The 23,249-nt window shown below is 39.9% G+C and carries 26 protein-coding genes; 13 read left to right on the top strand and 13 right to left on the bottom strand.

The features are described 5' to 3' along the window. Positions 1-53: 53 nt before the first annotated feature. The gene (gene dnaX, locus H6G75_RS23680; RefSeq protein WP_190982397.1) at positions 54-1,343 is read left to right on the top strand and encodes a DNA polymerase III subunit gamma/tau; all 1,290 of its coding nucleotides are present in this window, start codon (positions 54-56) and stop codon (positions 1,341-1,343) included. Between the two features lie 109 nt (positions 1,344-1,452). Here dnaX and H6G75_RS23675 read toward each other — a convergent pair whose 3' ends face one another. Continuing rightward, entirely contained in the window at positions 1,453-2,079 is a 627-nt protein-coding gene (locus tag H6G75_RS23675) for a 2-phosphoglycerate kinase (protein WP_190982396.1), read from the bottom strand. Positions 2,080-2,220: 141 nt separating this feature from the next. On the opposite strand from H6G75_RS23675, the gene H6G75_RS23670 reads away from it, so the two are divergent. The 5 genes from H6G75_RS23670 to H6G75_RS23650 all read left to right on the top strand — a co-directional run bounded on the left by H6G75_RS23670 (position 2,221) and on the right by H6G75_RS23650 (position 7,616). After that, positions 2,221-4,038, top strand: a complete 1,818-nt coding sequence (locus H6G75_RS23670) for a 3'-5' exonuclease (protein ID WP_190982395.1) — start codon at positions 2,221-2,223, stop codon at positions 4,036-4,038. 88 nt (positions 4,039-4,126) lie between these two features. Continuing rightward, positions 4,127-4,732 (top strand): hypothetical protein, encoded by a 606-nt coding sequence (locus H6G75_RS23665; protein ID WP_242051624.1) that lies wholly within the window; start codon positions 4,127-4,129, stop codon positions 4,730-4,732. A gap of 302 nt (positions 4,733-5,034) precedes the next feature. Further along, the gene (holA, locus tag H6G75_RS23660) at positions 5,035-5,994 is read left to right on the top strand and encodes a DNA polymerase III subunit delta (protein WP_190982394.1); all 960 of its coding nucleotides are present in this window, start codon (positions 5,035-5,037) and stop codon (positions 5,992-5,994) included. Beyond that, on the top strand, positions 5,991-6,866 hold the full coding sequence (locus H6G75_RS23655) for a DNA polymerase III subunit delta' (protein ID WP_190982393.1): 876 nt from the start codon (positions 5,991-5,993) through the stop codon (positions 6,864-6,866). The genes holA and H6G75_RS23655 overlap by 4 nt, the downstream gene beginning before the upstream one ends. 78 nt (positions 6,867-6,944) lie before the next feature. After that, positions 6,945-7,616: a hypothetical protein gene (locus H6G75_RS23650; protein ID WP_190982392.1), complete on the top strand. Its 672-nt coding sequence runs from the start codon at positions 6,945-6,947 to the stop codon at positions 7,614-7,616. A 3-nt stretch (positions 7,617-7,619) separates the two neighbouring features. Here H6G75_RS23650 and H6G75_RS23645 read toward each other — a convergent pair whose 3' ends face one another. Both H6G75_RS23645 and H6G75_RS23640 read right to left on the bottom strand, forming a co-directional pair. Further along, positions 7,620-8,318: a hypothetical protein gene (locus H6G75_RS23645; RefSeq protein ID WP_190982391.1), complete on the bottom strand. Its 699-nt coding sequence runs from the start codon at positions 8,316-8,318 to the stop codon at positions 7,620-7,622. 41 nt (positions 8,319-8,359) lie between these two features. Next, entirely contained in the window at positions 8,360-9,535 is a 1,176-nt protein-coding gene (locus H6G75_RS23640; protein WP_190982390.1) for a hypothetical protein, read from the bottom strand. Positions 9,536-9,770: 235 nt separating this feature from the next. Here H6G75_RS23640 and ssb point away from each other — a divergent pair, with 235 nt between their 5' ends. The 7 genes from ssb (at position 9,771) to H6G75_RS33600 (ending at position 15,158) form a co-directional block, all read left to right on the top strand. Continuing rightward, positions 9,771-10,154: a single-stranded DNA-binding protein gene (ssb, locus tag H6G75_RS23635; RefSeq protein WP_096644728.1), complete on the top strand. Its 384-nt coding sequence runs from the start codon at positions 9,771-9,773 to the stop codon at positions 10,152-10,154. 73 nt (positions 10,155-10,227) lie between these two features. Next, positions 10,228-10,647 carry a hypothetical protein gene (locus tag H6G75_RS23630; RefSeq protein WP_096644727.1) on the top strand — a complete coding sequence of 140 codons (420 nt, stop codon included), beginning with the start codon at positions 10,228-10,230 and terminating at the stop codon, positions 10,645-10,647. Positions 10,648-10,784: 137 nt separating this feature from the next. Next, positions 10,785-11,579, top strand: a complete 795-nt coding sequence (locus H6G75_RS23625; RefSeq protein WP_011316781.1) for a ParA family protein — start codon at positions 10,785-10,787, stop codon at positions 11,577-11,579. Positions 11,580-11,786: 207 nt separating this feature from the next. Continuing rightward, a complete protein-coding gene (iscB, locus tag H6G75_RS23620; RefSeq protein WP_190982389.1) occupies positions 11,787-13,070 on the top strand; it encodes an RNA-guided endonuclease IscB in 1,284 nt (427 codons plus the stop codon). Between the two features lie 84 nt (positions 13,071-13,154). Then, positions 13,155-14,141, top strand: coding sequence for a ParB/RepB/Spo0J family partition protein (locus H6G75_RS23615; RefSeq protein WP_190982388.1), 987 nt, complete (start codon positions 13,155-13,157; stop codon positions 14,139-14,141). 101 nt (positions 14,142-14,242) lie between these two features. Continuing rightward, entirely contained in the window at positions 14,243-14,461 is a 219-nt protein-coding gene (locus H6G75_RS23610; protein WP_199337999.1) for a transposase, read from the top strand. A 571-nt stretch (positions 14,462-15,032) separates the two neighbouring features. Next, positions 15,033-15,158: a hypothetical protein gene (locus H6G75_RS33600; RefSeq protein ID WP_277884105.1), complete on the top strand. Its 126-nt coding sequence runs from the start codon at positions 15,033-15,035 to the stop codon at positions 15,156-15,158. Between the two features lie 798 nt (positions 15,159-15,956). Here the strand turns inward: H6G75_RS33600 and H6G75_RS23605 are convergent. The 10 genes from H6G75_RS23605 to H6G75_RS23565 form a co-directional block, all read right to left on the bottom strand. Continuing rightward, positions 15,957-16,400: a hypothetical protein gene (locus H6G75_RS23605; protein WP_190982387.1), complete on the bottom strand. Its 444-nt coding sequence runs from the start codon at positions 16,398-16,400 to the stop codon at positions 15,957-15,959. Between the two features lie 217 nt (positions 16,401-16,617). Beyond that, on the bottom strand, positions 16,618-17,070 hold the full coding sequence (gene psb34 / locus H6G75_RS23600; RefSeq protein WP_190982386.1) for a photosystem II assembly protein Psb34: 453 nt from the start codon (positions 17,068-17,070) through the stop codon (positions 16,618-16,620). A 330-nt stretch (positions 17,071-17,400) separates the two neighbouring features. Then, entirely contained in the window at positions 17,401-17,757 is a 357-nt protein-coding gene (locus H6G75_RS23595; protein WP_190982435.1) for a Rieske (2Fe-2S) protein, read from the bottom strand. Between the two features lie 95 nt (positions 17,758-17,852). Further along, positions 17,853-18,812, bottom strand: coding sequence for an orange carotenoid-binding protein (locus tag H6G75_RS23590; protein ID WP_190982385.1), 960 nt, complete (start codon positions 18,810-18,812; stop codon positions 17,853-17,855). A gap of 168 nt (positions 18,813-18,980) precedes the next feature. Next, positions 18,981-19,292, bottom strand: a complete 312-nt coding sequence (locus H6G75_RS33150) for a response regulator (RefSeq protein ID WP_242051623.1) — start codon at positions 19,290-19,292, stop codon at positions 18,981-18,983. Positions 19,293-20,165: 873 nt separating this feature from the next. Further along, positions 20,166-20,651, bottom strand: a complete 486-nt coding sequence (locus H6G75_RS23580) for an allophycocyanin (RefSeq protein WP_190982384.1) — start codon at positions 20,649-20,651, stop codon at positions 20,166-20,168. Between the two features lie 212 nt (positions 20,652-20,863). Next, positions 20,864-21,151: a pentapeptide repeat-containing protein gene (locus H6G75_RS23575; RefSeq protein WP_190982383.1), complete on the bottom strand. Its 288-nt coding sequence runs from the start codon at positions 21,149-21,151 to the stop codon at positions 20,864-20,866. An 86-nt stretch (positions 21,152-21,237) separates the two neighbouring features. Further along, positions 21,238-21,444, bottom strand: a complete 207-nt coding sequence (locus H6G75_RS23570; RefSeq protein ID WP_242051622.1) for a hypothetical protein — start codon at positions 21,442-21,444, stop codon at positions 21,238-21,240. Between the two features lie 116 nt (positions 21,445-21,560). Beyond that, positions 21,561-21,878: a hypothetical protein gene (locus tag H6G75_RS33145; RefSeq protein ID WP_242051621.1), complete on the bottom strand. Its 318-nt coding sequence runs from the start codon at positions 21,876-21,878 to the stop codon at positions 21,561-21,563. After that, positions 21,878-23,249, bottom strand: a 1,372-nt coding sequence (locus tag H6G75_RS23565; protein ID WP_190982382.1) for a PRC-barrel domain-containing protein, incomplete at its 5' end; no start/stop codon positions are given. The genes H6G75_RS23565 and H6G75_RS33145, both read right to left, overlap by 1 nt.

The raw sequence follows: 23,249 nt of genomic DNA, 5'->3' as shown, positions 1-23,249 counted from the left end.
CTCCTACCAGATAACTGGTAGGAGGAATTTAAAATAAATTATTGGAAAGAACTATGTACCAACCACTACATCTCAAATACCGTCCCCAGACTCTTAGTGAAGTTATTGGACAAGAACATATCGTTCGCACTCTCATAAATGCGATCGCACTCCAAAAGATTGCACCTGCTTACCTATTTAGTGGCCCTAAAGGTACGGGCAAAACCAGTACCGCCCGCATCATCGCTAAATCCCTCAACTGTCAATCAAGCAATGAGCCGACAACCAAGCCCTGTGGAGAATGCAATTCATGTAAGGGAATTACAGCATCTTCTTCTGTTGATGTAACCGAACTGGATGCAGCAAGCAATAGTGGGGTAGAACTGATCCGAGAGCTTATATCCACTACCCAATTTGCACCAGTGGAGAGTAGATTCAAAATATTCATTATTGATGAATGTCATGCCCTAAGTAGCCAATCGTGGCAAGCACTCCTCAAAACCATTGAAAGCCCTCCCCGTCATGTAGTATTTATCTTCTGCACAACCGAGTTACACAAAGTTCCAGAAACCATTGTCTCCCGTTGCCAAAAGTTTGATTTTAAGAGAGTTCCTGTCTCGCTAGTTGCAAGCTACCTGGAACAAATATCTCACCAGGAAAGTATCAAAATTGCGCCATCAGCAGTTACCGCCGTAGCTAAAGCAAACAAGGGACATCTGCGCGACTCACTCAAACTGTTAGATCAGCTAACTTTACTAGGTGAAGAGGAAATTACCTCTAACTGGGTTTGGGAACTATCAGGCACTATTCCCAAATACGATCTACTCACCGTCTGTGAAAATATCATCAAAGGAGAAATTACGGGCAATTTAGGCATTCTCCAAGATTGGATTGAATCTGGGAAACAGCCAGCTGCCATCCATACAAGTCTTGTCAACTTCCTCAAAGACTTACTTGTGTGCAAAACTAATCCCAATAGCAGACATCTTACACAGCTAGAAGAGGACACCTGGGAGGAATTAGTAAGTATCTCGCAGTTGTGGAATATTGACCAGATCCGAAATGCGATCGCAATCTTAATGGCACGCCAAAATCTGATGCGGGATGAAAACGCACATCTTTGGTTGGAAGCTACACTTATCGAGATAGTGCCAACCAACAAGGGTAGTCACCAATCACAACCCTGGAAAGATTGGAAAACTGCTCAAGATGCGATTAACTGGGGCAAGGAACAGTTACCTCACTTAACACAAGCGCAGTTACAAGAACACTGGCAAAAACTAACACCTATTAATGGTAAAAAAGCACCTGCTTGGGTAGAAGCTGTCCAAAAGCTGCAACAAAAACAACTACAGCAAGCTTAACTTTAAGGAGGGTTATTACTATAGTTATAACCCTCCATTTATAGTTTTCTAGTAACAGTTAAAATGCTCAAACTACTAAAGGGCTTAATATTTATTAAAATACTCTCATTTAGGCAACCTGCATCAATTCCATACATTTCTTTGAAAGTTCGTCTGCCACTGACACAGATTCTACATCAATACACATAAATCCGAGATGTTCAACCTTCTCCCTCATGCGTTTATTATATAATAAGGTACGGTCTAAAAATTTTTGAATTAGGTACTTTTTATCCTCACTTACATTATAAAAATTACTTTCACTAAAGATTCGATAAGAGAAGAGTTGGTCACTAGCCGTAAGCCAAATCGCTTTAACATCATTTTCGCTAACTAAATTCGCTACAAATTCAGGCCATAATGCAGAGCCTTCAAGGATAAGGCATTCCGTTGATAAATCAGACGCATGAGAATGAACGATAATCTCGACTTGCGGTAACACATTTTTCTCATAATGCGACAATACATCTACAAAAAGAGCGTCAACAGACAAAGTTCCATAATGTTCTGCTACGTGTTCTGGAATAGCATTTCTATTTGCACCCACCCAAGGATGTCCAGGATGTCGAGCGAGTTTGTCTGTAGAACGATAACTCCAACCAAGCTTCGCCGCCAAAGATTGGCCAAGGGTGGATTTGCCTACATGAGAGGAGCCACCAATTAAAATCACTCGTGTTTCATTGCTTAATTCATTCATAAGTACTGATTAACCATACTTATTTCTGTATTTATTTAATCAAATAACCAAATAAATTAACATTTACTACCACAGCAGCATACGCAATTAAGTTGATAGTTAAAAATTAATATCAACATGAATTAGGAAAATCTCTAATTAATGAGTTATAACCACAGAGATTATGTGAAAAAATCTAGAGGGATAATCTTTGTCGATGAAGACAAACTAAACATTTATTGGAAAGACCCCTCTCCAATAAAACCTTGGCAGCCCAAAATACAACTCAAGCCGTATCAGGAACTTTCACAAATATTTGTTGATATCGAAACAGCAGGAATCAACCCATTTGAAAGCCGTATTTATGCTATTGGTTGTATGGATTTATTGGGATATTCTACTATTTTCATGGATATCTCAGAAGCTAAAATATTAACCAAATTTATCAACCATCTCAGTAAAAGAAATCCAGATGTCATTTTCACATATAACGGGATGGCATTTGATATTCCATTTATTATTACTCGATGCAACTTGCACGGTATAAAACACCCATTTAAAGTTGCATCCAAATCTCGGACTATTCGTACCGCCCAAGTAAGGGGCGAGCCACTAAAAATTCAGGAGGTATTCATCCGAAATAGCCAACACGTAGACATTTATATCTGCGTTCTGAGGTGGGATTTCATAGCCAAAAAGCTAACTAACGGCAGATCGCTCAAAAAGGCTGTATTGGAAATGGGACTGCGCCAGAACACCAGGCTAGTTCTTCCCTATGAGGAAATCCTCAGTTGTTGGAAAGATGGCCCCAACAGTAAGGGATGGAAACGCCTGAAAGAGTATCTTATTTACGACCTTGAAGACACTCGGCTAATTGCGAATAGACTTGTACCCTCATACTATTACGAAGCACTAGTTGTACCGGAAATGAATCTCCAGCAGCTAACACTTGCTGGTAATGGTACTAAATGGGAGCGAATATTTGAGCATCATTATCCAGGTTATAAACCAAAACCCGATCGCAAGTACAAATTCCAAGGAGGGATGGCTTACTCTATCCCTGGACTGTATAGAAGGGTTGGATATGCAGATATTAGCTCAATGCACCCTTGGGCAATGCTAGACAAGGGTATTTGCTCAATTAAAGATACAGAACGTATTGGGCTAAGTATTCTGCAATATTTGGTGAATGAAAAATTTAGGTTGGAACAACTTGCATCTGCTGGAGATATTGCTGCTAAGGAAAAAAGAGAATCCGTCAAGGTTTTAGCTAACTCCGAGTTTGGATTCTTCGGCACCTCTGAACTCGCCTTCAATGATATGGAGGCTGCTGCATTAGTTACAGCCTACAGTCGAAAAGTACTCAAGCTAATGATTGAAATTATCACTCGGCACGGTGGTACCCCTGTGGAAGTTGACACCGATGGAGTGTTTTTCACCCATCCCAACCCAGAAGAGGTACGTAGTTTACTGCAATCTCAATTGCCTAAAGGGATAACTGTCAAGCTAGAGTTTATCGCTGACGCTATGTTTATCCCCGAACGGGGAACCAAAAATTACCTTTTATGGCTTCCAGACGGGAAAATCATCACTAAAGGTAACTGGCGCAACCGCGATCGCTCTCAACTGGAGAAAGAGTTTTCTATTGAGTATTTAACCCTGCTAATTCAAAATGTATCAGTAGCAGAAGATTATTATGCACACATCAAATCCCAGATTTTATCAAGGGAATATCCAAAAGAAAAACTTGCAATCACACGCAAGATTAAAGAGGGCGAAAAAGAAATTCTCAAACTAGGTAAACCTGGAGATGTAGTAAATTACTATTACGGAATTAGCGGCATAACCAATATCAGCAGTAATGAGAATTATTCACGTCAATACTATCTTCACCTTGTTGACAAAAGGCGAGAAGAAATTCTCAAAATAGCTGCTCCTGCAATGCTAGAAAGTAACAAACGTCAGTTATCTCTTTTCTAAATGAAGAAAGTTGAGATTTTAGGTAAATTTTGAAGGCACTAAATATAAAGGTTTTTCAAATTCATACATTCTGATTTGCCTGTAACTAATGAAAAATAAATCCTCTTCTCGCAAGCCCAGGCTTAATAAAAAGCAAAGGGCTTGGGTAAACTCATTCCTGTCGTCTCATCCTAATGCCAGAGTTAGAACTATCTACGAATTAGATGGCGATCGCGTAGTTCAAATTGAGTGGTGGGAAAACACAACCCCAGTAATATTAGACCCGAAAATTTACATCCAAGGAATTATCAGCTACAACATGTGGGTTAAACTAAGAAAGTCTGGCGATCCCAGGAAAACGGCTGAGTTCTCTTATCGCATTACCCCACCAGAAAAACGAAGCGCATCATGGCACTTAACAGGTCAACTCTCTCTAGAACTCCCTCAATGTTACGAAGTTGCAGAACCAAACAACCCAGTTATCATTAAACCAAAAAGGAGAAATACTAAAACCAAAAAAGTTAAAAAATTTCTTCAATATACTCTTCCTTTATCAGAGGTTAGTGTTCAACTTCATACTACAAATATAAAAGATGATGGTGTTACTCTATGTGGACAAGAAATATTACTAGAAAACACACCACACTTAAATTTAGATACTGGTAAAGACACTAAACTTCCCGAAGCTATAGTCAAAATTCTCTCAGAGAAATAAGCCAGCTTAAAGGAATGGGAAACAGCTATTACACTATACGAGGTAGCTGGTTCTAGTGGAGTAATAGAGTATCTTCAACAGTTAGATTCTTGGCGCAAATACTTGGGTAATAAACCAGTAGATAACCATATTGAAAAAGACTCAATTCAAAATTTCGTACAACCAGCACAAACTTAAGTAAGGTATTTACTGGTCACTACATAACAAATACCAATCAAGTAGAAAGAGTTAATACTAACTCTTCTTTTTTTAACCACTGCTGATAACTAACGCATGATAATTAGATGTTTATCTAATCTGCAATGCCAGTATACCTATACTACGGCGAAGATACCTATTCGCTCAATCAAAAAATAAACCGTTTGGTAAATCAAAATGTTCATACTGAATGGAAAGCTTTCAACTACATCAAGCTATCTGCAAATGAGAAAAATATTGCTGCCAAGGTTTTTACTGAGGTTATGACGTTACCCTTTGGAGAGGGTAATAAAATTGTTCATACAGAGAGCGATCATTTCATTGGAAGTTTATCAAATGAGGATAATAACCAAGGACTTGAAAATCAACTTTCTCGAATCCCTGCAAGTAACATTCTTTTAATTACTAGTAACAAAAAGCCAGATTCCCGCAGAACAGTAGTGAAAACTATCTTAAAATATGCTCAACAAGAAGAGTTTCCTCTCGTTCCTTGTTGGGATAAAAAGGGAATAGTTAGTTTGATAGGGAAGTATGCAGCTATCCATCAAGTTAACCTTACACCGGATGTGACCGATTATCTAGTTGAAGCAATTGGTAATAACACTGCACGAGCCGATAGCGAATTTGCTAAACTTGCTGTCTATGCAAGTGAAAAAATTATTTCTCTTGAGGAAATAAAACAATTAGTTAGTAATCACAATACTGACTATCAAAAGCTTACTATGGCTATGTTAAGAAATCATTCAAACTTGGCAATAGCGCAGGTGGATAAACTAGTAGATAGTAATGAACATCCACTCAAAATAGTAGCAACTCTTACGTCAATTTTTCGCACTTGGCTAATAACTAAAGCTGGCATAGAAGCTAAATTATCTGACATAAAGATTGCAGAAATAGCCGAACTGAAAAACCCTAAAAGATTGTATTACCTCAAAGATGAAATCAAGCTTGTAGGCATTCAAAAACTGAAAAACAGCCTTACCTTACTTTTACAACTCGAAACGGAACTCAAAAGCGGCACTAACAATTTAACTAGCCGAATTATTGAAATTTGCACGATATGAAAAACGATTTATTTACAGAAATCATCGGACAGCATACCGCCAAACTTCTACTAACTGAAGCAATCGAACGTAATCAAATTGCTCCCGCATACCTATTTAGCAGCGAAATTGAAGGAGTGGGCAAAGGAAAAACTGCTCTGGCATTCGCAAATGCAATACTCTCAAGAGGAAGCCGCTCCGCGATCGCAGGAGAATCTAAACATCTAGACATCTTACAAATCAAACCAACCTATACCGAAAACACCTCCCAGCAGAAAAGTGTCCCTGCTATCCGAGTAGAACAGGTGCGCGAGGTAATTGAATTTCTCTCAACTAGTGCAGTCGAGGGCAAGCAAAAGGTGGTGATTATCCACGAAGCAGATATGCTCAACCCTACTGCCGCTAACAAACTTCTCAAGACGCTGGAAGAACCTAAAACTGGAACGTTTATTCTGATATCATCCTATCCTCAAAAGCTATTACCCACTATCAAGAGTAGGTGTCAAATCATACCTTTCCAAAGGTTAACTGATGAGGAGGTTATTTCTGTCCTTAAAGACCAACAAATTGAGGTAACAGAAAAAATACTAGCTATCAGTTCTGGCAGTCCTGGTCAAGCGATCGCCAATATTAAAATGTTAGCTTCCATCTCTCAAGAAATCACAAAGGAACTGGAAGTGCCTCCTGACGATATCCTCAAGGCACTCAGTTTGAGTAACTCCATCTCAAGCTGGAATCACCAGACGCAGTTATGGTTGCTTACCTACCTGCAATACAACTGGTGGCAGAAATTAAAAAGCACTAAGCTACTAGCTAAATTCACCCATGCAAGACAGCAATTGCTGCATCACGTTACGCCCAGAAGCGTTTGGGATAGCCTACTTCTGCCATAGCAAAACACACTCATTATCAAAAAGCACTGCCAGCTAGAAGTATTTCTAACTGGCAGTATTAGTTTACACATAAATAATATGAACCAGCAGCACAGTTTATTCGATGTCGAAGAAACCATCCGCAACAGTAAAAACCAAAAAACCAGCGAAATATTAAACCCCAGCACTAGAAAGATACTTCAACTACTAACCAGCCAAGGGATTAACAAAGCTGTAACAGCCAGCCTACTCGATCTAGCAGGCGCAAATCGTGAAATTGTTCAGTACATCGCCGGGCCGATTGTCACTCAGCAGAACGGCTGGCAACAGTCAATTCCCACTTGGGTTTGGCGCGCGATCGCAGTTGATAGATTAGATGCAGCTTTACAAGAGATAGACAAGGGAGAAGTAGGTAAACTTGCCTGTAGCAGCGAAGTTGTTGCACTGATGATGCCAATTGCTTTTGAAGTGCCGCTATCATCCGAATGGACAGATGTTTACCTCTGGGCAAGTTATGATGCCCTTGTCAGACACAGGCCTTTCAAGAATTTCAACTACGAAAACCTCTGGGAGAAGATTGGTACAACTCCGGTTTCGTATAACAAAATTCGCTCTGATTATCAAACCCTGGCTACTGATATTCGTTCTCGTGTAGTCAAACACGCAGCGAAAGAGGGATGGGGTAAGAAGTCTTCAAATAACAACAAGCACCCTGTTACAGCAACTTCAACTGAGAGTAATACTAAGATGGAGCAATTGTCATTGTTTTAATAACTAATTGTTAGTACTTTTTTCAACATTCCTCCCAAATTCCTTCCTCTCTTTGTCCGTGAGAGGAGGGAGTTCTTGCTTATAATAAAAATTGCCTAATTTCTGACATTGATTGACATAAATTCGTCTTGCTGATTCACTTGCCCCCAAGTCCTGACGCAAAAGTAATTTAAATGATTTTTCACGCTCCTTCAATTCTTTTGCTGCTACAAGAATTTCTGGTGATATGGCAGGATTTTCATAAGTAGAATAAAGTTCCTCACTTGATGAATAAACGCTTAGTCTATTGCCAGCAGGTTGAGTTAAAAGACGCTGAGTATTATACGAACGCCATAGACCTAACTTTTCGCGCTGTAGTGACTCAATTTCAACCTCACCAACTCGGTCTGGAGTACTGCGACGCACGTAGAGAAAACAAGCCTTATCAGCCGCTACAGTCAAACTTACTTTTACACCATTACCATCAAAATAAAACGAGTCAATTAAGTCGTTCTCTGCACTAACTTCTCCAAGCTTCTCTTTATTTGATAAATCAGGTAACAATTCTGAATTTAACGACGGCGTAGCATTATTAACATTAGCTGAAGATAATGAAGGCGTAGGTGAAGGATTCGATTCTATAGCTGAAACTTTATTTTCTTTTTCTGGAGATGAACATCCAACCAGTAAGAATAATAATCCTATAAATAAATATTTTTTCATAAATATAAATTTGTCTTTATTAACCAACAGCAGAATATTAATTATTGTTTTCCATTCAAACGACCTGTTTGATAAAACTCAAGAAGGTTAGGGAAAGCTTTTTGTAGCAACCAGTTCCGCCCAATTTCTGATTCGGGAATATTTGAAGCAGCCATGTAATAACCACTTCTGTAAGCAGCTACACCTAAACAAGCTTGTAGGCTGGATATAGCCCGTGAAGAAGCCGGAATAGCCATCAAATCTTCCAAATGACTAGGATGATAATTTTGCCCTACCAGCAAAAAATAAACTAAAGTATGAACCAACTGGGATAAAACAACTGTTCGGTCTTGCCAACGTTCTAAACGGGTCTTGATACGGAAGTAATCAGGTAAATCAGCTGCTTGAGATTCATCAAGGAATAAATCGCTTTGGCTTTCGATAAAACTGGAATCCAGACCTATAAACTGTTTAAGAAAAACAAGCGTTTTGCCCCAACGTTCGTGTTCCTTAGTTTCAGGAGAGAATGCACCTTCTGAATATTGTGAGCCATACTTTTCTTGAAGCTGTGCAACCGCCTCTTGATTGATATCACCTTGCCAGTCAGATTCAACAAAAAACTCTTTTAAAATATCTTGCAAGTAGATGGATGAAAACTCACTAATATTTGGCGCTTCATCATCAAAATCATTTTCATAAGTATCAATAATAAATTTCTTCAACTCGATTTTTAGCTCTTGTTTTCTATTAACTGGCAGTAATGATTTAGCATCTTCTAATGATAAAGGAAAATCTAAATAAGGATGTCCTTTGGCTAAGTAAGAATCACTCAAATCTGCCAAACTTTCAAGCGCAAGACTCCGGGCAAAATACTCATCTTGTGGGTGTACACAAATCCCGTCTAATTCTTTATCCACCAACATCATAGTAATTGCCAGTAGAGCAAACCATGAAGCATCGTGCAAACAAGTTGGTAAATCAGCAATTAAATCTACTAACTTCAGTTCTAGAATTTCTCTCCAAACGCCTATCCTAGCGGTATTGGAAACATCACAAAAATGCTCAACCTCTTCTCCAACATATGTTTCTCCTAACCACATAAGATTTTCTACTTGCAAAGGTGAAGAGTAGTCAGGAGTTAGCTGATTTTGGCTGTCTTCATCGAACTGTATCCACATCAAAGCCAAGAGCATCAGCTTACAAATACTTACTCGCTTTAGGAGAAGATATTCAAGCATAAGTCATTACTTATAATTTTTAGATACATACCACGACATTTGCGATCCCACCATAGCACAGGATAATTAGCCATTCCTTGGTAAAAACCGCAATGTTATGAGAAACAGGGATAAAAAATAACTCATAAGTATGAAGCAAAAGATGAGTTTTAAATAAAACAAGTTGTCAAAATGATAAATCCTAAAAGAACTAATGCTGACGCAGCAATAAAAGAAATATATCAATTCTCGCGTTATGAACTATATCAACAAAGTCATGCTAGTTGGCAGATGTGGACAAGAACCCGACCTGAAATTTTTCGAGTCGGGAGCAGTTAAAGCTTCAATCTCTATTGCAGTCAGACCACCCTACAGAAGTGAACAAGCCCTTTGGTTTGATTTAGTCGCTTGGGGAAATCAAGCAGAAGTGATTGGAAATTACGTTCGTAAAGGGACTCAGATTGCAATTACTGGTGAGTTTGGATTTGATCGTTGGGCTGATAAAAATTCTGGCACTATGCGGCAAAAACCTGTAATCACAATCAACGCCATCGAATTATTAGGTTCACCCCGTAAGGAAGAATCTACATCTACTTCTGTACCAAACGAAACACAGGCTGTAGCTAACGCAAATTTCTAGAAAATTACAAATCGCCTATGCAGTATAAATCATAGGCGATCAACCATCTAATCAATCTACAAACCAAACGACCATGATTCATAATACTGCAACTATTAATCTTAAATCAGTGAACACAACCCACGACAAAGAAGGTTCCTTGATTGCTTTTGGGATTGCTGAATTCTACTATCGTTCCAAGGAAGGAGTCGTTACTGACGAGATACCATTCCGTTCCAAGGGCGCACCTGCTGTCCTCATCAACGAACAGGGGGAAGGCGTACATGGTACAGCAGAAGGATATCTTGATTTAGTGGTAGATAATAGGGGTGAGTACAAAGAAAAGATTGCCACATTCGTAATTAGAAACTTTATCTCAGCACAACCGATTAACGAACTCACCCAAGTTAGCAAAAACTCTCACTCGCTTGAGACTCCCGATTTTGCCAAGGAACTACTCGAAGATAACGTTACTTCGACAAATGAAGACCTAGACGAAGAACCTCCATTTTAGAACCAACTAACTGAATAATGCTAGTCCAGACAGGTTTACTGGTTTGAACTAGCGTTATTTTTTTCAAAAATACAAAATAAAAATCCACTGTTTGGTAGAATCGCTGACATGGGTTCACAAAATCGCTTCATTAATATATGTCATCAACCAAAATAATTGCCACTTTCAATCAGTCAGGTGGTGCAGCTAAGACGACTATTACACACAATCTTGGATACCACCTTGCTAAAAAACACCGTGTACTGCTTGTGGATATGGACCCACAAGCATCACTAACAGCTTTTATGGGATTAGGGGAAGTCAAGCTGCAAACGGAACAAACTATCTATGGTGCGATCGCTGAAGAAACTCCCCTGTATATATGGGAAAAACCTATTCACGGGATGCACCTTGTACCAACAAATATCCAATTGGCAGGTACGGAGCAAAAAATTTTTCATGACTTGACCATCGACAACCGCCAACGGCTCAAGTTTGTGCTATCAAATGTACTTGACCAGTATGATTATATTTTGATTGATTGCCCGCCTTCTCTAGGAATCCTAAGCATTATGAGCTTAGTCGCTGCTTCACACGTTATTATTCCTGTTGAAACGCAATATAAGTGCTATCTTGGCACCAACCAACTACTAGAAACAATTGCCCGACTCAAAAAAGGAGGACACCAGAAATTACAAATTGCCTGTATAATTCCAACCAAATACGATAATCGTAATCTTCAAGACACAGGAATACTGGAAGAAATTAAACAACAGGTTGAAGGACGGATACACGTTACTGCCCCTATTCCTAAATCAACAGCTTTTCCTGACGCAACCCAAGCACATCTACCACTTGCACTCCACAAGAAAAACCACCCCGCAGTTAGCATACTCGAAGAAATTACAAAATATATTACTCAACTGTCAGTAACTCAGGGACAAAGCCACTGAGCTTGTAAGAGAAATCAAGCAAGCTGTACTGACCAGTCTAAGTCTTAACTGACTACGTTTTTTGAGTCACGACACCAGAGAATGCGAAGCTAGTTTTCCGCTCTGTCATTTGCAATTAAACAGTTTTAAAGTCACTGAAACAGTGTTGCAAGTGTAAAAAGCTCTTAAAACATTGACGAAGCTAACATTACCCGCAAGGAGGGACTAATGTCCAAAGTATTTGTTTTAGATACCGAAAAAAGACCCTTAGACCCAATTCATGCAGCGCAAGCTAGACAGTTATTACGAAACAAAAAAGCAGCAGTATTTCGGCGTTTTCCTTTCACAATTATTCTGAAAGAATCTAGAGCAGATGCATCTGTATCTGACTTGAGAATTAAGCTAGACCCTGGAGCTAAAATAACGGGAATAGCATTAGTCAATGATTCCACAGGTGAAGTAGTTTTTGCTGCTGATTTAAAGCATAGAGGCTTCGCTATCAGAGATGCTTTGATTTCCAGAAGGCAACTAAGACGTACTAGGAGGAATCGCAAAACACGATACAGAAAACCCAGATTTCTCAACAGAACTAGACCAGAAGGATGGTTAGCTCCTAGCCTTATGAGTCGGGTTCACAATGTTGAAACATGGGTAAACAGATTACGCAAATTCGCACCAATCACAGCGATTAGTACCGAATTAGTCAAGTTTGATATGCAATTAATGCGTAATCCTGAAATCGAAGGTAAGGAATATCAACAAGGTACGTTAGCTGGATATGAAACCAGAGAATTTCTTCTAGAAAAATGGAACAGACAATGCGCCTATTGTGGTATCAAAGATATACCTTTACAGATTGAACACATTCACTCACGCTCAAAGGGAGGTTCTAATTCAATCACAAACCTTACATTAAGTTGCGAAAAATGTAACGTCAAAAAAGGGACTAAGGATATTAAGGATTTCCTCAAAAAAGACCCTACTAAGTTACAGAAAATCTTGGCACAAGCTAAGAAACCATTAGCTGACGCAGCAGCAGTTAATGCTACTAGATACAAGCTTTTAGAGGTTTTGAAATCAACTGACTTACCCGTTGAGTGTGGTTCTGGTGGATTAACAAAGTTCAACAGAACTAGGCAGCAATTAATCAAGACTCATTGGTTAGACGCTGCTTGTGTTGGTCAATCAACTCCAATATTAATTATCAAAGGTATCAAACCGTTGTTAATTACCGCTAATGGGCACGGAACAAGGCAGATGTGTAGAACTGACAAATTTGGATTTCCTAATAGATATGTTCCCAAACTGAAATTTATCAAAGGTTTTCAGACAGGTGATATTGTTAAAGCTGTTGTCACCAATGGAAAAAAAATTGGTGAATACATTGGACGTGTAGCTGTACGTTCTACAGGTAGCTTTAATATCTCTGCTCAGAGAGGATTGATTCAAGGAATAAACTATAAGTTCTGTAAATCAATTCACAAAAAAGATGGTTACAGTTATTCAAGTTAAAAAGACCTCAGCGAATAAATTCGCTCCTGTCGCTTCCCTCTCAGGGCTAAAGCCTCTGAGTTTCCCGCTTACCGAGGATTTTGTATGAGCCAAAAACGCGAACTAGAAAAACTTACTGGACTGGATAATTTATTTGGAGATGAAGAAGAACAATCTTTATCTGATTCCACTTTACCTTTATCTCAAATCATCCTTCCGCCAAGTCAGCCCCGTCGCTATTTTGACCCTGTAAAACTCAAATCGCTCGCTGACAGTATCAAGGAAGTAGGGTTACTAGAACCTATTGTCGTTAGAAAGCTTCAGGAAGACAAGTACGAGTTGGTCGCTGGTGAACGCCGTCTCAAAGCTTGTGAAATAGCAAAACTTGAGGAAATACCCGCAGTCATTATTGAGTGCGACGAAAAAAAAGCTCGTAAGCTCCGCTTAGTTGAAAACCTCCAAAGGGAAGACCTCAATGCTTACGAGGAAACTATCGGAATTCTCGAATTACTAGCCGAAGAACTCGATGTTGACCAAGAGACAGTGGTCAAACTGCTCTATGACATGAATAACGAAAGCAAAGGTAATTCTAACCATAACGTTATGGTTAGTGATGAAGGACGAATCATACAAGATGTATTCTTGAGGTTAGGAAAAATTACTTGGCAGTCATTTGTAGCCAATCGTCTTCCTTTACTCAAACTCCATTTAGATATCCAAACCGCACTGCAAAAAGGTGAAATTGAATATACAAAAGCTAAGGAAATCAACCGGATAAAAAATGATGATGAAAGACAGAAAGTTTTAAATAAAGCGATCGCAGAAGGTTTATCACTATCTGAAATTAGGGTTCTAGTAGGAAATATTCTTCAGCAACAGTCAGAAAGTAAGCCATCATCTCATAACCAAGAGCAAAAAGAAAAAGCTGATAAAATATACAAAGCACTTAGAAAAAGTAAAATTTGGAATGATGAGAAAAAGCTAAAAAAAATTAATAAGCTTTTTGCTCAAATTGAAGCACTTCTAGAAGAAGACAACAAAGATGATCCTTCTTTACAGCAAGGTAGTCTAGTCTCGGACAACTCTCTGTAAAAGGTACTGGATCGCTAGAAGCCAACTCATAGATTAAGTAATCATTAGATGAGTATAGAACCCATTTGAGATATTGGGAGGGAGGGTAAAATAAACAATAAATGCCGTATTCCAGCAGCTTAACGGATAAAGAGTGGCAAATAATTGAACCACTGTTGCCCCAGAAAAAGCAAACTAAACCGCCAACGTGGACAAAGCGACAAATATTAGATGGTATCTTTTATCAACTAAAAAATGGGTGTAATTTACCTAGAAAGTGCGATTCGTTCATCCGAAATGGACTCGTTCCATGGATAGCTTCAGTAGGGAACCCAACATAGGTTGGGCGCACTCTTAAAGACCCTGCTGATGACAACTTAATAGACGTATAGGTGAGAGCAAGTATCCTAGAAAACTCAAGTCCTATCCTCCAGACGCAGGAGTGCAAGCACTTCCCCCAGGTTTGCGACTAGCCATCAGCACCTGAAGCGGGGACGAAAAGTGAAAGTAGCCTAAATCCAGTGACACTTAGCAAGTCCTTATGGATAGCCAAAGCGAAGACGTGTTAAACTACCTTTAGTAATAACCAGCGAAATAAAGCTATTACACTGGGAGTCCCAAAACGGGCAAAGACTAAGGGAATCAACGATGTTCTCTCTCAGTTGATATGCGTTTCCCGAATATAGCTGGAGAGCATCATCCTAAAGGGACAAACCAATGGCTATTAGGAACGAAGTAACCCACCTGATTACTCTCAATCTAGGTCGATAGATTGAGCAGTCAGCTAAGACGAAACCTCTAGGAGACTAGGTAACAGATGGGAGAGATTGAGTCAGAAGTGAATGCTGTACCTAACAGTAAAGATATGCTGACGGACTCACGGTGAAATAGAAGGTAGGGGTACAAGTAGTAATGAAGAAGACTAAAGCCCAACAATCAGATAAAGATTGGCTGAGGATAGTATGGACACCTGATGATATACCTAACCTAGCAAGCAGGTTGGCTGGAATTAGAAAAGCACAAATGCCAATGCAGTAAGTGCTTGAGAATTCAGTTAACGTGTTAAAGTCGAGCATTAGTTTTCTGGCTAAGTTGTTGGTTTAATATAGATGTTTGGCTTGAAAATCTTGTAGAGGCAGGAAGCTAGAGTAGCTAGTTCTGCACTTAGATATGTCCCAAACTGGCATTTCTTGATAACAATGGCTACAACGCCAGTAAATACCATCATTACTTATATGACGGAGTAAACAATATGAACAGCAAGGGCAACTATGGTGACTCCATAAAGAGTTCCAGGTATATGTAGTTGTATTTCTTTGGCTGTTATCAGTTAGATTAAGAGTCAGTAATTGACTCGAATTAGTGGATAAAACTAGCATTTTTTATCTTCTTTATTATTTGTTTGTGATTTTATGTTTGTGATCCTAGAAAGAAAAACAAGCATTTATAGTTATCATCAAAACTAAGAAAACTCAATTTTAAAAGCTATTACTCAGCGTTCGCGTAATCCAAATAGGAAATAATTAATTCCCGAAAAGTACTTGAAAGTATTGCTATGTCTAGCTTTGATATTTTAAACCAGGGTATAAGTCTCTTGCATACCAACTTTCACAAAACATATTGCCAGAAATCTAGATTTGTCGAGAGCGATCGCAGTATTGATTGTCCAAAGTCTAGATATCCCAATGCTTAATGCGTTTCATTCATGTATGACAAAGCTTTTAGCCATTTAGCTTAATTCTTTATTTTCCTGAATCGATTGCGCGAACGGTGAGCTATTACTTAAATTAGTTATTAATCAGTCTTAGACTTTTGTATTGAGACAACATCTATAACTTAGTACCTGGTACTTGGCACAAGCAAGACATCTATCATTTTGCCCAATACTAAACCAAATCCAGCTATCACTGTTAAAATTACTAATGCATTTAGTTTGTTTAAACCAGTAAGACGCATTTCTAATTCTGCTAAAACAGTAGTAGCTAGCGGGGTGATAATGAAAATTCCTAGAATAGGGCTATTTACTGCTAAAGCAAATAGTATTACACTCACAATTAAAGAGATAATAAAGATTCCCAACGAGCCTGGAAGAAAAAAACTCAACGCACGCTCAAACAGAGAACTATTTTTCCGTCCGCCAAAGAAAGCCACAGTTGCTATAAAACTTCCTACAAGCCAAATAATATGATAAGCAGATAGATACCAACCGAAGAAAGCGTAAGCAACACAAAGTAGTAATAAAGATAAGCTAGTAATTTTCTTTGAAAAATCTATATTCATCACATTTTTTTGTTAACATAACTTAGAAAAAACGCTCAGAACCACGCTGTATTATCGCCCGATATTTACATCCGATTGTTGGGCAACAACTTTAACTAGTAGTTCATCGCATGAGTTCTGAGTTGTTAATGGTGGTCAGATACCAGGCTTCTTGGAGAAGTCCGGGATATTGTAGCTCATCAAAATTAATGGGACAGACTGCTAGCTATTGTTAAACCTAGCTGACAGCCAATGCAGTTAGCAGTGTCAGAGCAACAAACACAATAGCTACTGCCCCCTGGAAGATGTATCGCTGTTGCTGTTCTGGTGAGGGATACTCTGCCAAGGACATACCAGGCTGAATTGCGTAGTTATTGATTATTCCCTCATCATCTATTGTATAGCCAGTTGCGAGGGGTAAATTCAGTAATTGACTGCCTTCTCTGTGTGTACGCGCTTGAACTTCAGCGGGGATCAGTTCACTGCCATCACTAGGAAGATGTGCGATGGCGTTCCGCCCAGCATAGCTGATCGCTTTGTTCGGTTTCTTTCCTGCTTTTAACTCTCCTTCTTTATTGAAATGCATTTCCCATGGTTCGCAGATGTACACCTCAGCTTCCATAAAGAAGCTGTCAGCAGTCATACAATCATCAAGTTTGAGGGTCTTCCCTTCTTTATCGGTGTAGCGCATGGGCGTGACCTCGTGTTTAAGTTATATGTAATTATTATAACAAATTATTTACAAAATTGGAATACTCGTGATAGTATTGCTTGCCTTGTTTTACTCATAACATTTTTGCCTTTGTAAAAGTTCCAAACACTATGTTGCAACTAAATATGGGGTCTTGTCTATCAACCCTTAATTCATGTTGCACCCAAGGTTCAACAAATAGTATTGCTAATAATTGAGCTTGATAAAAACAAAGAAACCCCTGAAATACGGGGTTTCAGAGGGTTATGCAGGTGTAAATGAGTTGCTCGCTACCTAAATAGCCTCTTTCTAATAGAATATTTATCAACTCTACTCCTCTAGACCCACCCAGATACTGCCTTCTTCCACGCGGATTGGTAAAATTGTCAGAGCCTTTTGTTTGGAAACCATAGCTAGAACTCGTCCCACCCCAGGCGGCCAGGGACTCCAGTCTTTGACATCTCCACTTTGGAGGTCGAAGGCACTATGATGCCAAGGACAAACGATTGCATTGTCTTCCGTTACTTTGCCACCTTGCAGAGGCAGCCTCATGTGAGGACAGGCATTATCTATCGCATAGATCTGCTCTTTGTGATGCAGGAGTAAGATCGTGTAGTTACCCACTTTCAGCACATAACGCGCATCTTGGGGGAGCGCATCTTGAGCAAGCACCTTTACCCAATTCATAAAAACCTCCAGCATTTAAGTCTAATCATCATGGTTATAGAGAACCAAATTGAGGAACTTGTCGGGTCTACATCCCAAAACACCCCAAACGTGTTCTACTGGATAAAGCCCATGTTAAGTAGTTCCTGGGGAGTTGCCAGCACGTCAATTGCCACAAAGAAAATTTTGCCTTGCGGATTGAGCAAGAACCGCCATGCTAGATTTATGCCAACACTGTCACCAAACCAGGGAGTTTGCACTTTACCCGTCACTTTAATCTGGGTGAATTCTCCTTGTGTTGCTTCAGATACCCCTCGCTCTGGTATGAGCTTGAGTCCGTAGCATTCTTCGCGCATATAGGCCAGGATGTTCTCCTGACCCACAATCGGTTCTTGGAAAGGGGGTTGCAGGGCACCATCTTCAGCAAATAAAGCTACAGCCCCTTGGAATTCAAAGGCGTTCATATTCTCCACATAGCTTAGGACTGTCAAATTGTTGATGCCCTCAATGCTGACCTTAGCTCTGGGTGCGATATCTTTAGGAGGAACCACAGGTTCTTTGACTTTTTGGGTGCTAACCGTTGGGGCATACCCCATATTGATGACAATATTTTGTAATACGGTGAGTTGCTGACCCCCTTCAAGTTGACGGATAGCTTGGAGGACATCTGATGCCTGTGCAGACAGTTCATAACTTTCTGGAATGGGAGCAACTATTCCTTGTTTCATCCACTCGCCTAACTGATACCAGAAGCCCAACTTAACATTTGTGCCGAAAGATGAATATGTACGGCAGATGGGAGTATCACTATGGTTAACCAGATCGCACATAACTTGTGTTTGCTCTCTAGCAGGCATCTGCTTGATTTGAGTCAGGGTTTTTTCTGCGAAGACCATATTGGCTGCTCCCATAGCAGCAGGAGTGATTGTAACTCCCATCTCGGTATAGGCAAACCAAAGTAAAGCCAACTGATCCTCAGCACTGAGCTGATTGAATGATTCAACCGTAGCTGGAATTGCATTAGCAACTTGAGTTTCAGGAAAAATAGAGCGTGCAGACTCGATAGTAAACGACATTTTTCAAAATCTCCAGAACGAAATTACATTAGTTGATAGTGTTTTAAAAATGGTGATGCTAACTTAAAACTGATGCTTCTAACTGCATTTCAAGACTTAAATCACTATGTTTAGGATCGTGGACTAAAATCTGTTGGGCGATGGCATATGAAGACTCTTGGCAAATAGCTAAACAGGCAAGCACAGCCAGGAATTCATCAATATCCAGAGGTTTGGTAAACCATAGGTCAAGCCAGCAGACAAAGCACCTTGAAGTATTTTTTCAATAACATAAGCTGTTACAGCAATGGTTAACACCACTTGCCCTCGCTCTTGTACTTTGCTTTTTACTTGTTTAATCAGGGTATAGCCATCTCCCTTTGGTAAACCAATGTCACTAACTAGGATATAAGGTTGCCATTGCTCAAATATTTCCAGAGCTTGCGGGACTGAAAACGCTTGTTTTACCTCAACATCATAGAGTTGCAACAGCAGCATCATCAAATTACAGAAATCGACATTATCGTCTACGATAAGTACTTACAGCCCTTGGAGGGATGAAAGATTATTAAGAAATCTATTACTTGGATACATAGCTACTCCAATTGAGATTTCATGTGCAACGACTGCTAAAAGCCCCCAGTAATTCCCTAAAGTAGTGAACTGTTAGAGAGCGAAAATATAGCATCCTTTCTTCTACAGTATGACAAGTTTCTGTTTGATTTCTGGGGTTATTTGTTTAACTTCAAGATGAAAAGTAAAAAAAAATTAGAAATGAGTTATTTCAAGATTCTTTGATTAAAAAATATCCAGACAGTTATAGGTCAATGAGTATTAAATATCACTATCCTGTAAGTTAAATTGGGAGTGGACCATTTTTCAATCAATACCTGGAAACGTTTTACTATAAAGATAGTTTATCCTTGTAATTCCCCGACTTTTCTATCCAGTTTTATAACTTGTCGTCAATGATTTGCTTTTGGTTTTTGAGCAAAATGTTGAATTAAGAGAAAGCAATATTATGGAAAGCTAGGAAGACTACCTAGTAATTAGCAATAATAAGCGACATACACCAAAACAAGTAAAAAGTTTAGTTATTTGCCATTAATTGTTTATATACTTGCTTTTTCAAGCTAGGGGGATCTAAATGAATATTAAGATAAGATAATTAGTCATTTAACCCCTTGAATTGCATCTGGTTCAGCAATAACAGTAAAATCAATCTCACTAAGCTAAGGTTGAGTGGTTTGAGTCAACAATCCTCAAACCCCATCTCCAAAATTTAGGTAAGATTATCACTCATCTGGGTTGTGACTTGCGATACGGAACGGCTTGTTGCTAGACATTCCTCTCCAAATAATTGTTATTGTCTGCTTATTGGAGATTAGTAATTAGGTAGTCGAAATAAGTGCCAACTTCGCTTGCATCTTCTCCAGATAACATCGAGGCGGTGATGTTCTTCATAGCACGGATACTTTCGACAACGGCATCAATGGGAGTGCCGAGAGACCTGTACATTTGTCGAACACCAATAATCCCGATCTCTTGAATTGGCGTAGTATCTCCAGCTGCTACACTGTAAGTAATCAACCGCAGGTAGTAATCCATATCCCGCAGACAAGTGGCAGTCATATTTTCGCCATAGGCATTTCCACCTGGAGCAACAAGGCGGGGAAACCTCTGAAACAGTTGCTTTCCAGCTTGCTTAACAATACGATCGCGGCTTTGAGTTAAACCTTCCACAAGTTGTAGACGGCGCTGACTACCCTTAACAAATATCTTGATCTGGTCTAGTTCTCCGGGAGTGAGATAGCGAACATCTGCATCTGCATTTAGAATCATCTTGGTAATAATAGTCATTTACAAACTCCTGAAAGATTAAAATTAGGTCTGGCATATTGAGGAATGCTGCAATAAACAGCATTCCTTCACCTCAAGCATTACAAGCCACTGTTTCATTTCTAGGTTTATTTGATTAACTACGACCTAAAAAATAATCTGTAGCATCTAACGATGAGCAGTGCCTATAATCTAAAGGCACTGCTCACGAATAACAGATTTATTGTCAAGCGTTAGCTAAAGAAATAATTGGCAGATTCTAACAGATCGTTGTGAGTTCTTCCATCAGGCATTTTTGCCCCCCTCAGATTCGCCCTACTGAGATTGGCTCCTTTAAGTCCAGCCCAGTTTAAATTAGCACCGCTTAAATCTGAGCCACTCAAGTCTGCGTTACTCAAATGTGCGCCACTTAAATCTATTCCACTTAAATTAGCTTGAGGTAGGCTTATTCCTCTCCAGTCTGCCTGTCTAAAATTTTTTTCGCCGGCTGCATATCGTTTTAAAACTTCATTGGCATCCATATTGGTTGCCTCACAATGTGTAGCGTTATCGCTGTTTATATCTTTATTGTAGCTTAGGATCTGCGATCATAACATCACCAGCTTACTCATTTGTTCTGTAATGTTTTTTGCGACACAACTATCTGATTTGCTTCCTCAACTGCGGCATTCAGTGCTTGATAGGCTGTTTCATAACCACCAAACAAGCATGAGTCAAAGTCGGCAATAGGGTATGGGTTGCGCTCTAATACATTATCGATAGCGATCGCGTAAGAATACTTCTTTTGATCTAAAGGGTGGGAATGTACGGCCACATACCACTGTATAGTAATTCCACCCTCAGATTTATCCCATCTTTTTCTAGGATTGGTTTATACATTGTTGCCTGAACTCCTGATAGCTTTAGCTGATAATCACTAAAGTACTTTAGTTATGTGGGAAAAGCATAGCGTCTGTGTGGGAGAATCGCTATCAAATTGGCCAGCAAACACATACTTCCTAGCCCCAATAAAATGTATGTCGGAGCCATGACTACTCCGATCATGAACCAAGCAAATACGTGCAGTATCATCAATAGAGCCAAGATACTAGCAATGAAAGCAGTTTGCCAGATATGAATAGTCGGATGATGCAACTGTGTAAAAATTATTGTTGATGCGGTCGCAACTAAATTGGCTGGAATTAAAAAGGCACAAATTGGAATACAGTAAGTGCTTGAGAATTCAATTACAGTGTTAAAGTCGAGCATTAATTTACCACGATTGATTTAGATTCAAGTTGCAATCGCCTATTACCGCGATCCACCAGTGCTGCCATTCCGTGTTCTGAAGCACGTAACTCCTTGTCAGAGATTTCTGGCTCCTTGGTATAGACTGAACTCAGCAAGATATTCAAAACTCCACTTTCTTCAGCCTGACGGACGGCGCGATGCGTAATTAGTTCGCCCACATTGAGAATTACTTTGTCTTCTGGGTCAAGAATGACACGGGTAACTGGACGACCCAATGCTTGTTCAATCCGTTGCTTCTTGATTGCCCGTGTGCTGCGTCCTTGTAGATTTTCAGACTGCTTTTTCAAGGCTCGCCAAAAAGTGTTGAGGTTCTCTTGAGCAATATTTGCACTGTCGCGCAGTTGAACTTTGGTTTCTAACCATGTGTCATTAGCACTAGAACGAACTGCGGTTGCCAGATCTAGACCGACAGCATTTAGTAATTCTGCTTCTTTGCCGTAAGTCTGGACACGATCAAGGACGGATTCAGTCACAATCTGCCCAGATGCCGCAATAATTAAGCCGTCTTCAGCACGCACTGTTTGCAATACTCTGCGCCCTTTTGCTTGCTGGATAGCCACGTGTGCAGCCAGCCCATCAACTGAGTGACGCAGATTAGCGACGCTACTGTGAGTTGCGCGCCCAATTCGATTGTTAGTAGATTCTGCTGCTGCTTGCAGATTGCGGCTGATGTTTGCAGTCAGGCTGCCACCTGTGGCTAGATAGAGTTGATCAAGGATACCCAGGCGATCGGCCGCTTCTGCATCGACTAGGGTGACTTCCTGCCCTTGTAGTAGCAATACATTCCCGTCTGGAGTCAGCACATCCTGCTCAACGTGCTTGCCAATCACATATACCTTTTGCTCCGCAGGGTCAACCAGATTATTTGTCAGCGAAGCAGTCGCATCTCGATTCAGGTCTTGCAGTTTACTGCTAGTGGCATCAGTTGCGATCTGCAATTGCTCACCTGCATTCTGGCTTGCTTCCTCTAGCCTGCGGTTCACGTTCTCTACCGAGCTTTGCAGTTGCTCATTCACGGTTTGAACTGCTGTTTGCAGTCTGCGGTTAGCAGTCTCCGCCGAGTTTTGGAATTTATCGTCAGTTGCGTTAACGGCTCCTCGGATACCACCGACCTGTTCTGCCATCATTTGAGCCGTTTCTGGAGGCACAAAAGCAACATCATCACCAATTTTCAGCGTTTCGGGAGCAGGCACGAACGATCGCCCAGAGTAAGCATCGGCAAACATACCCCCTGAAACTTCGTATCCTTCCACCAGTCCACTATGCTCATCAAAGAACAAATCAACCAGTCCGCCAAGGTTGAGTCCCTCAGTGGTCAGAATTCTCGTG

The sequence above is a fragment of the Nostoc sp. FACHB-280 genome (genome assembly GCF_014697615.1).
Lineage (GTDB): Bacteria > Cyanobacteriota > Cyanobacteriia > Cyanobacteriales > Nostocaceae > Nostoc_B.
The sequence above is the reverse complement of the archived record's forward strand: the minus strand, read 5'-3'. Positions and strand labels throughout refer to the sequence as shown.

Bases quoted from the DNA above. Each gene is read 5' to 3' on its own strand.
- iscB (WP_190982389.1), top strand. From the start codon at position 11,787: ATGTCCAAAGTATTTGTTTTAGATACCGAAAAAAGACCCTTAGACCCA.
- H6G75_RS23625 (WP_011316781.1), top strand. From the start codon at position 10,785: ATGTCATCAACCAAAATAATTGCCACTTTCAATCAGTCAGGTGGTGCA.
- H6G75_RS23670 (WP_190982395.1), top strand. From the start codon at position 2,221: ATGAGTTATAACCACAGAGATTATGTGAAAAAATCTAGAGGGATAATC.
- H6G75_RS23640 (WP_190982390.1), bottom strand. From the start codon at position 9,535: ATGCTTGAATATCTTCTCCTAAAGCGAGTAAGTATTTGTAAGCTGATG.
- H6G75_RS23645 (WP_190982391.1), bottom strand. From the start codon at position 8,318: ATGAAAAAATATTTATTTATAGGATTATTATTCTTACTGGTTGGATGT.
- H6G75_RS23615 (WP_190982388.1), top strand. From the start codon at position 13,155: ATGAGCCAAAAACGCGAACTAGAAAAACTTACTGGACTGGATAATTTA.
- H6G75_RS23675 (WP_190982396.1), bottom strand. From the start codon at position 2,079: ATGAATGAATTAAGCAATGAAACACGAGTGATTTTAATTGGTGGCTCC.
- H6G75_RS23655 (WP_190982393.1), top strand. From the start codon at position 5,991: ATGAAAAACGATTTATTTACAGAAATCATCGGACAGCATACCGCCAAA.
- H6G75_RS23630 (WP_096644727.1), top strand. From the start codon at position 10,228: ATGATTCATAATACTGCAACTATTAATCTTAAATCAGTGAACACAACC.
- H6G75_RS23610 (WP_199337999.1), top strand. From the start codon at position 14,243: ATGCCGTATTCCAGCAGCTTAACGGATAAAGAGTGGCAAATAATTGAA.
- H6G75_RS23580 (WP_190982384.1), bottom strand. From the start codon at position 20,651: ATGACTATTATTACCAAGATGATTCTAAATGCAGATGCAGATGTTCGC.
- H6G75_RS23595 (WP_190982435.1), bottom strand. From the start codon at position 17,757: ATGAATTGGGTAAAGGTGCTTGCTCAAGATGCGCTCCCCCAAGATGCG.
- H6G75_RS23665 (WP_242051624.1), top strand. From the start codon at position 4,127: ATGAAAAATAAATCCTCTTCTCGCAAGCCCAGGCTTAATAAAAAGCAA.
- H6G75_RS23575 (WP_190982383.1), bottom strand. From the start codon at position 21,151: ATGGATGCCAATGAAGTTTTAAAACGATATGCAGCCGGCGAAAAAAAT.
- H6G75_RS23605 (WP_190982387.1), bottom strand. From the start codon at position 16,400: ATGAATATAGATTTTTCAAAGAAAATTACTAGCTTATCTTTATTACTA.
- H6G75_RS33145 (WP_242051621.1), bottom strand. From the start codon at position 21,878: ATGCTCGACTTTAACACTGTAATTGAATTCTCAAGCACTTACTGTATT.
- H6G75_RS33600 (WP_277884105.1), top strand. From the start codon at position 15,033: ATGAAGAAGACTAAAGCCCAACAATCAGATAAAGATTGGCTGAGGATA.
- H6G75_RS23650 (WP_190982392.1), top strand. From the start codon at position 6,945: ATGAACCAGCAGCACAGTTTATTCGATGTCGAAGAAACCATCCGCAAC.
- H6G75_RS33150 (WP_242051623.1), bottom strand. From the start codon at position 19,292: ATGATGCTGCTGTTGCAACTCTATGATGTTGAGGTAAAACAAGCGTTT.
- H6G75_RS23590 (WP_190982385.1), bottom strand. From the start codon at position 18,812: ATGTCGTTTACTATCGAGTCTGCACGCTCTATTTTTCCTGAAACTCAA.
- psb34 (WP_190982386.1), bottom strand. From the start codon at position 17,070: ATGCGCTACACCGATAAAGAAGGGAAGACCCTCAAACTTGATGATTGT.
- holA (WP_190982394.1), top strand. From the start codon at position 5,035: ATGCCAGTATACCTATACTACGGCGAAGATACCTATTCGCTCAATCAA.
- dnaX (WP_190982397.1), top strand. From the start codon at position 54: ATGTACCAACCACTACATCTCAAATACCGTCCCCAGACTCTTAGTGAA.
- ssb (WP_096644728.1), top strand. From the start codon at position 9,771: ATGAACTATATCAACAAAGTCATGCTAGTTGGCAGATGTGGACAAGAA.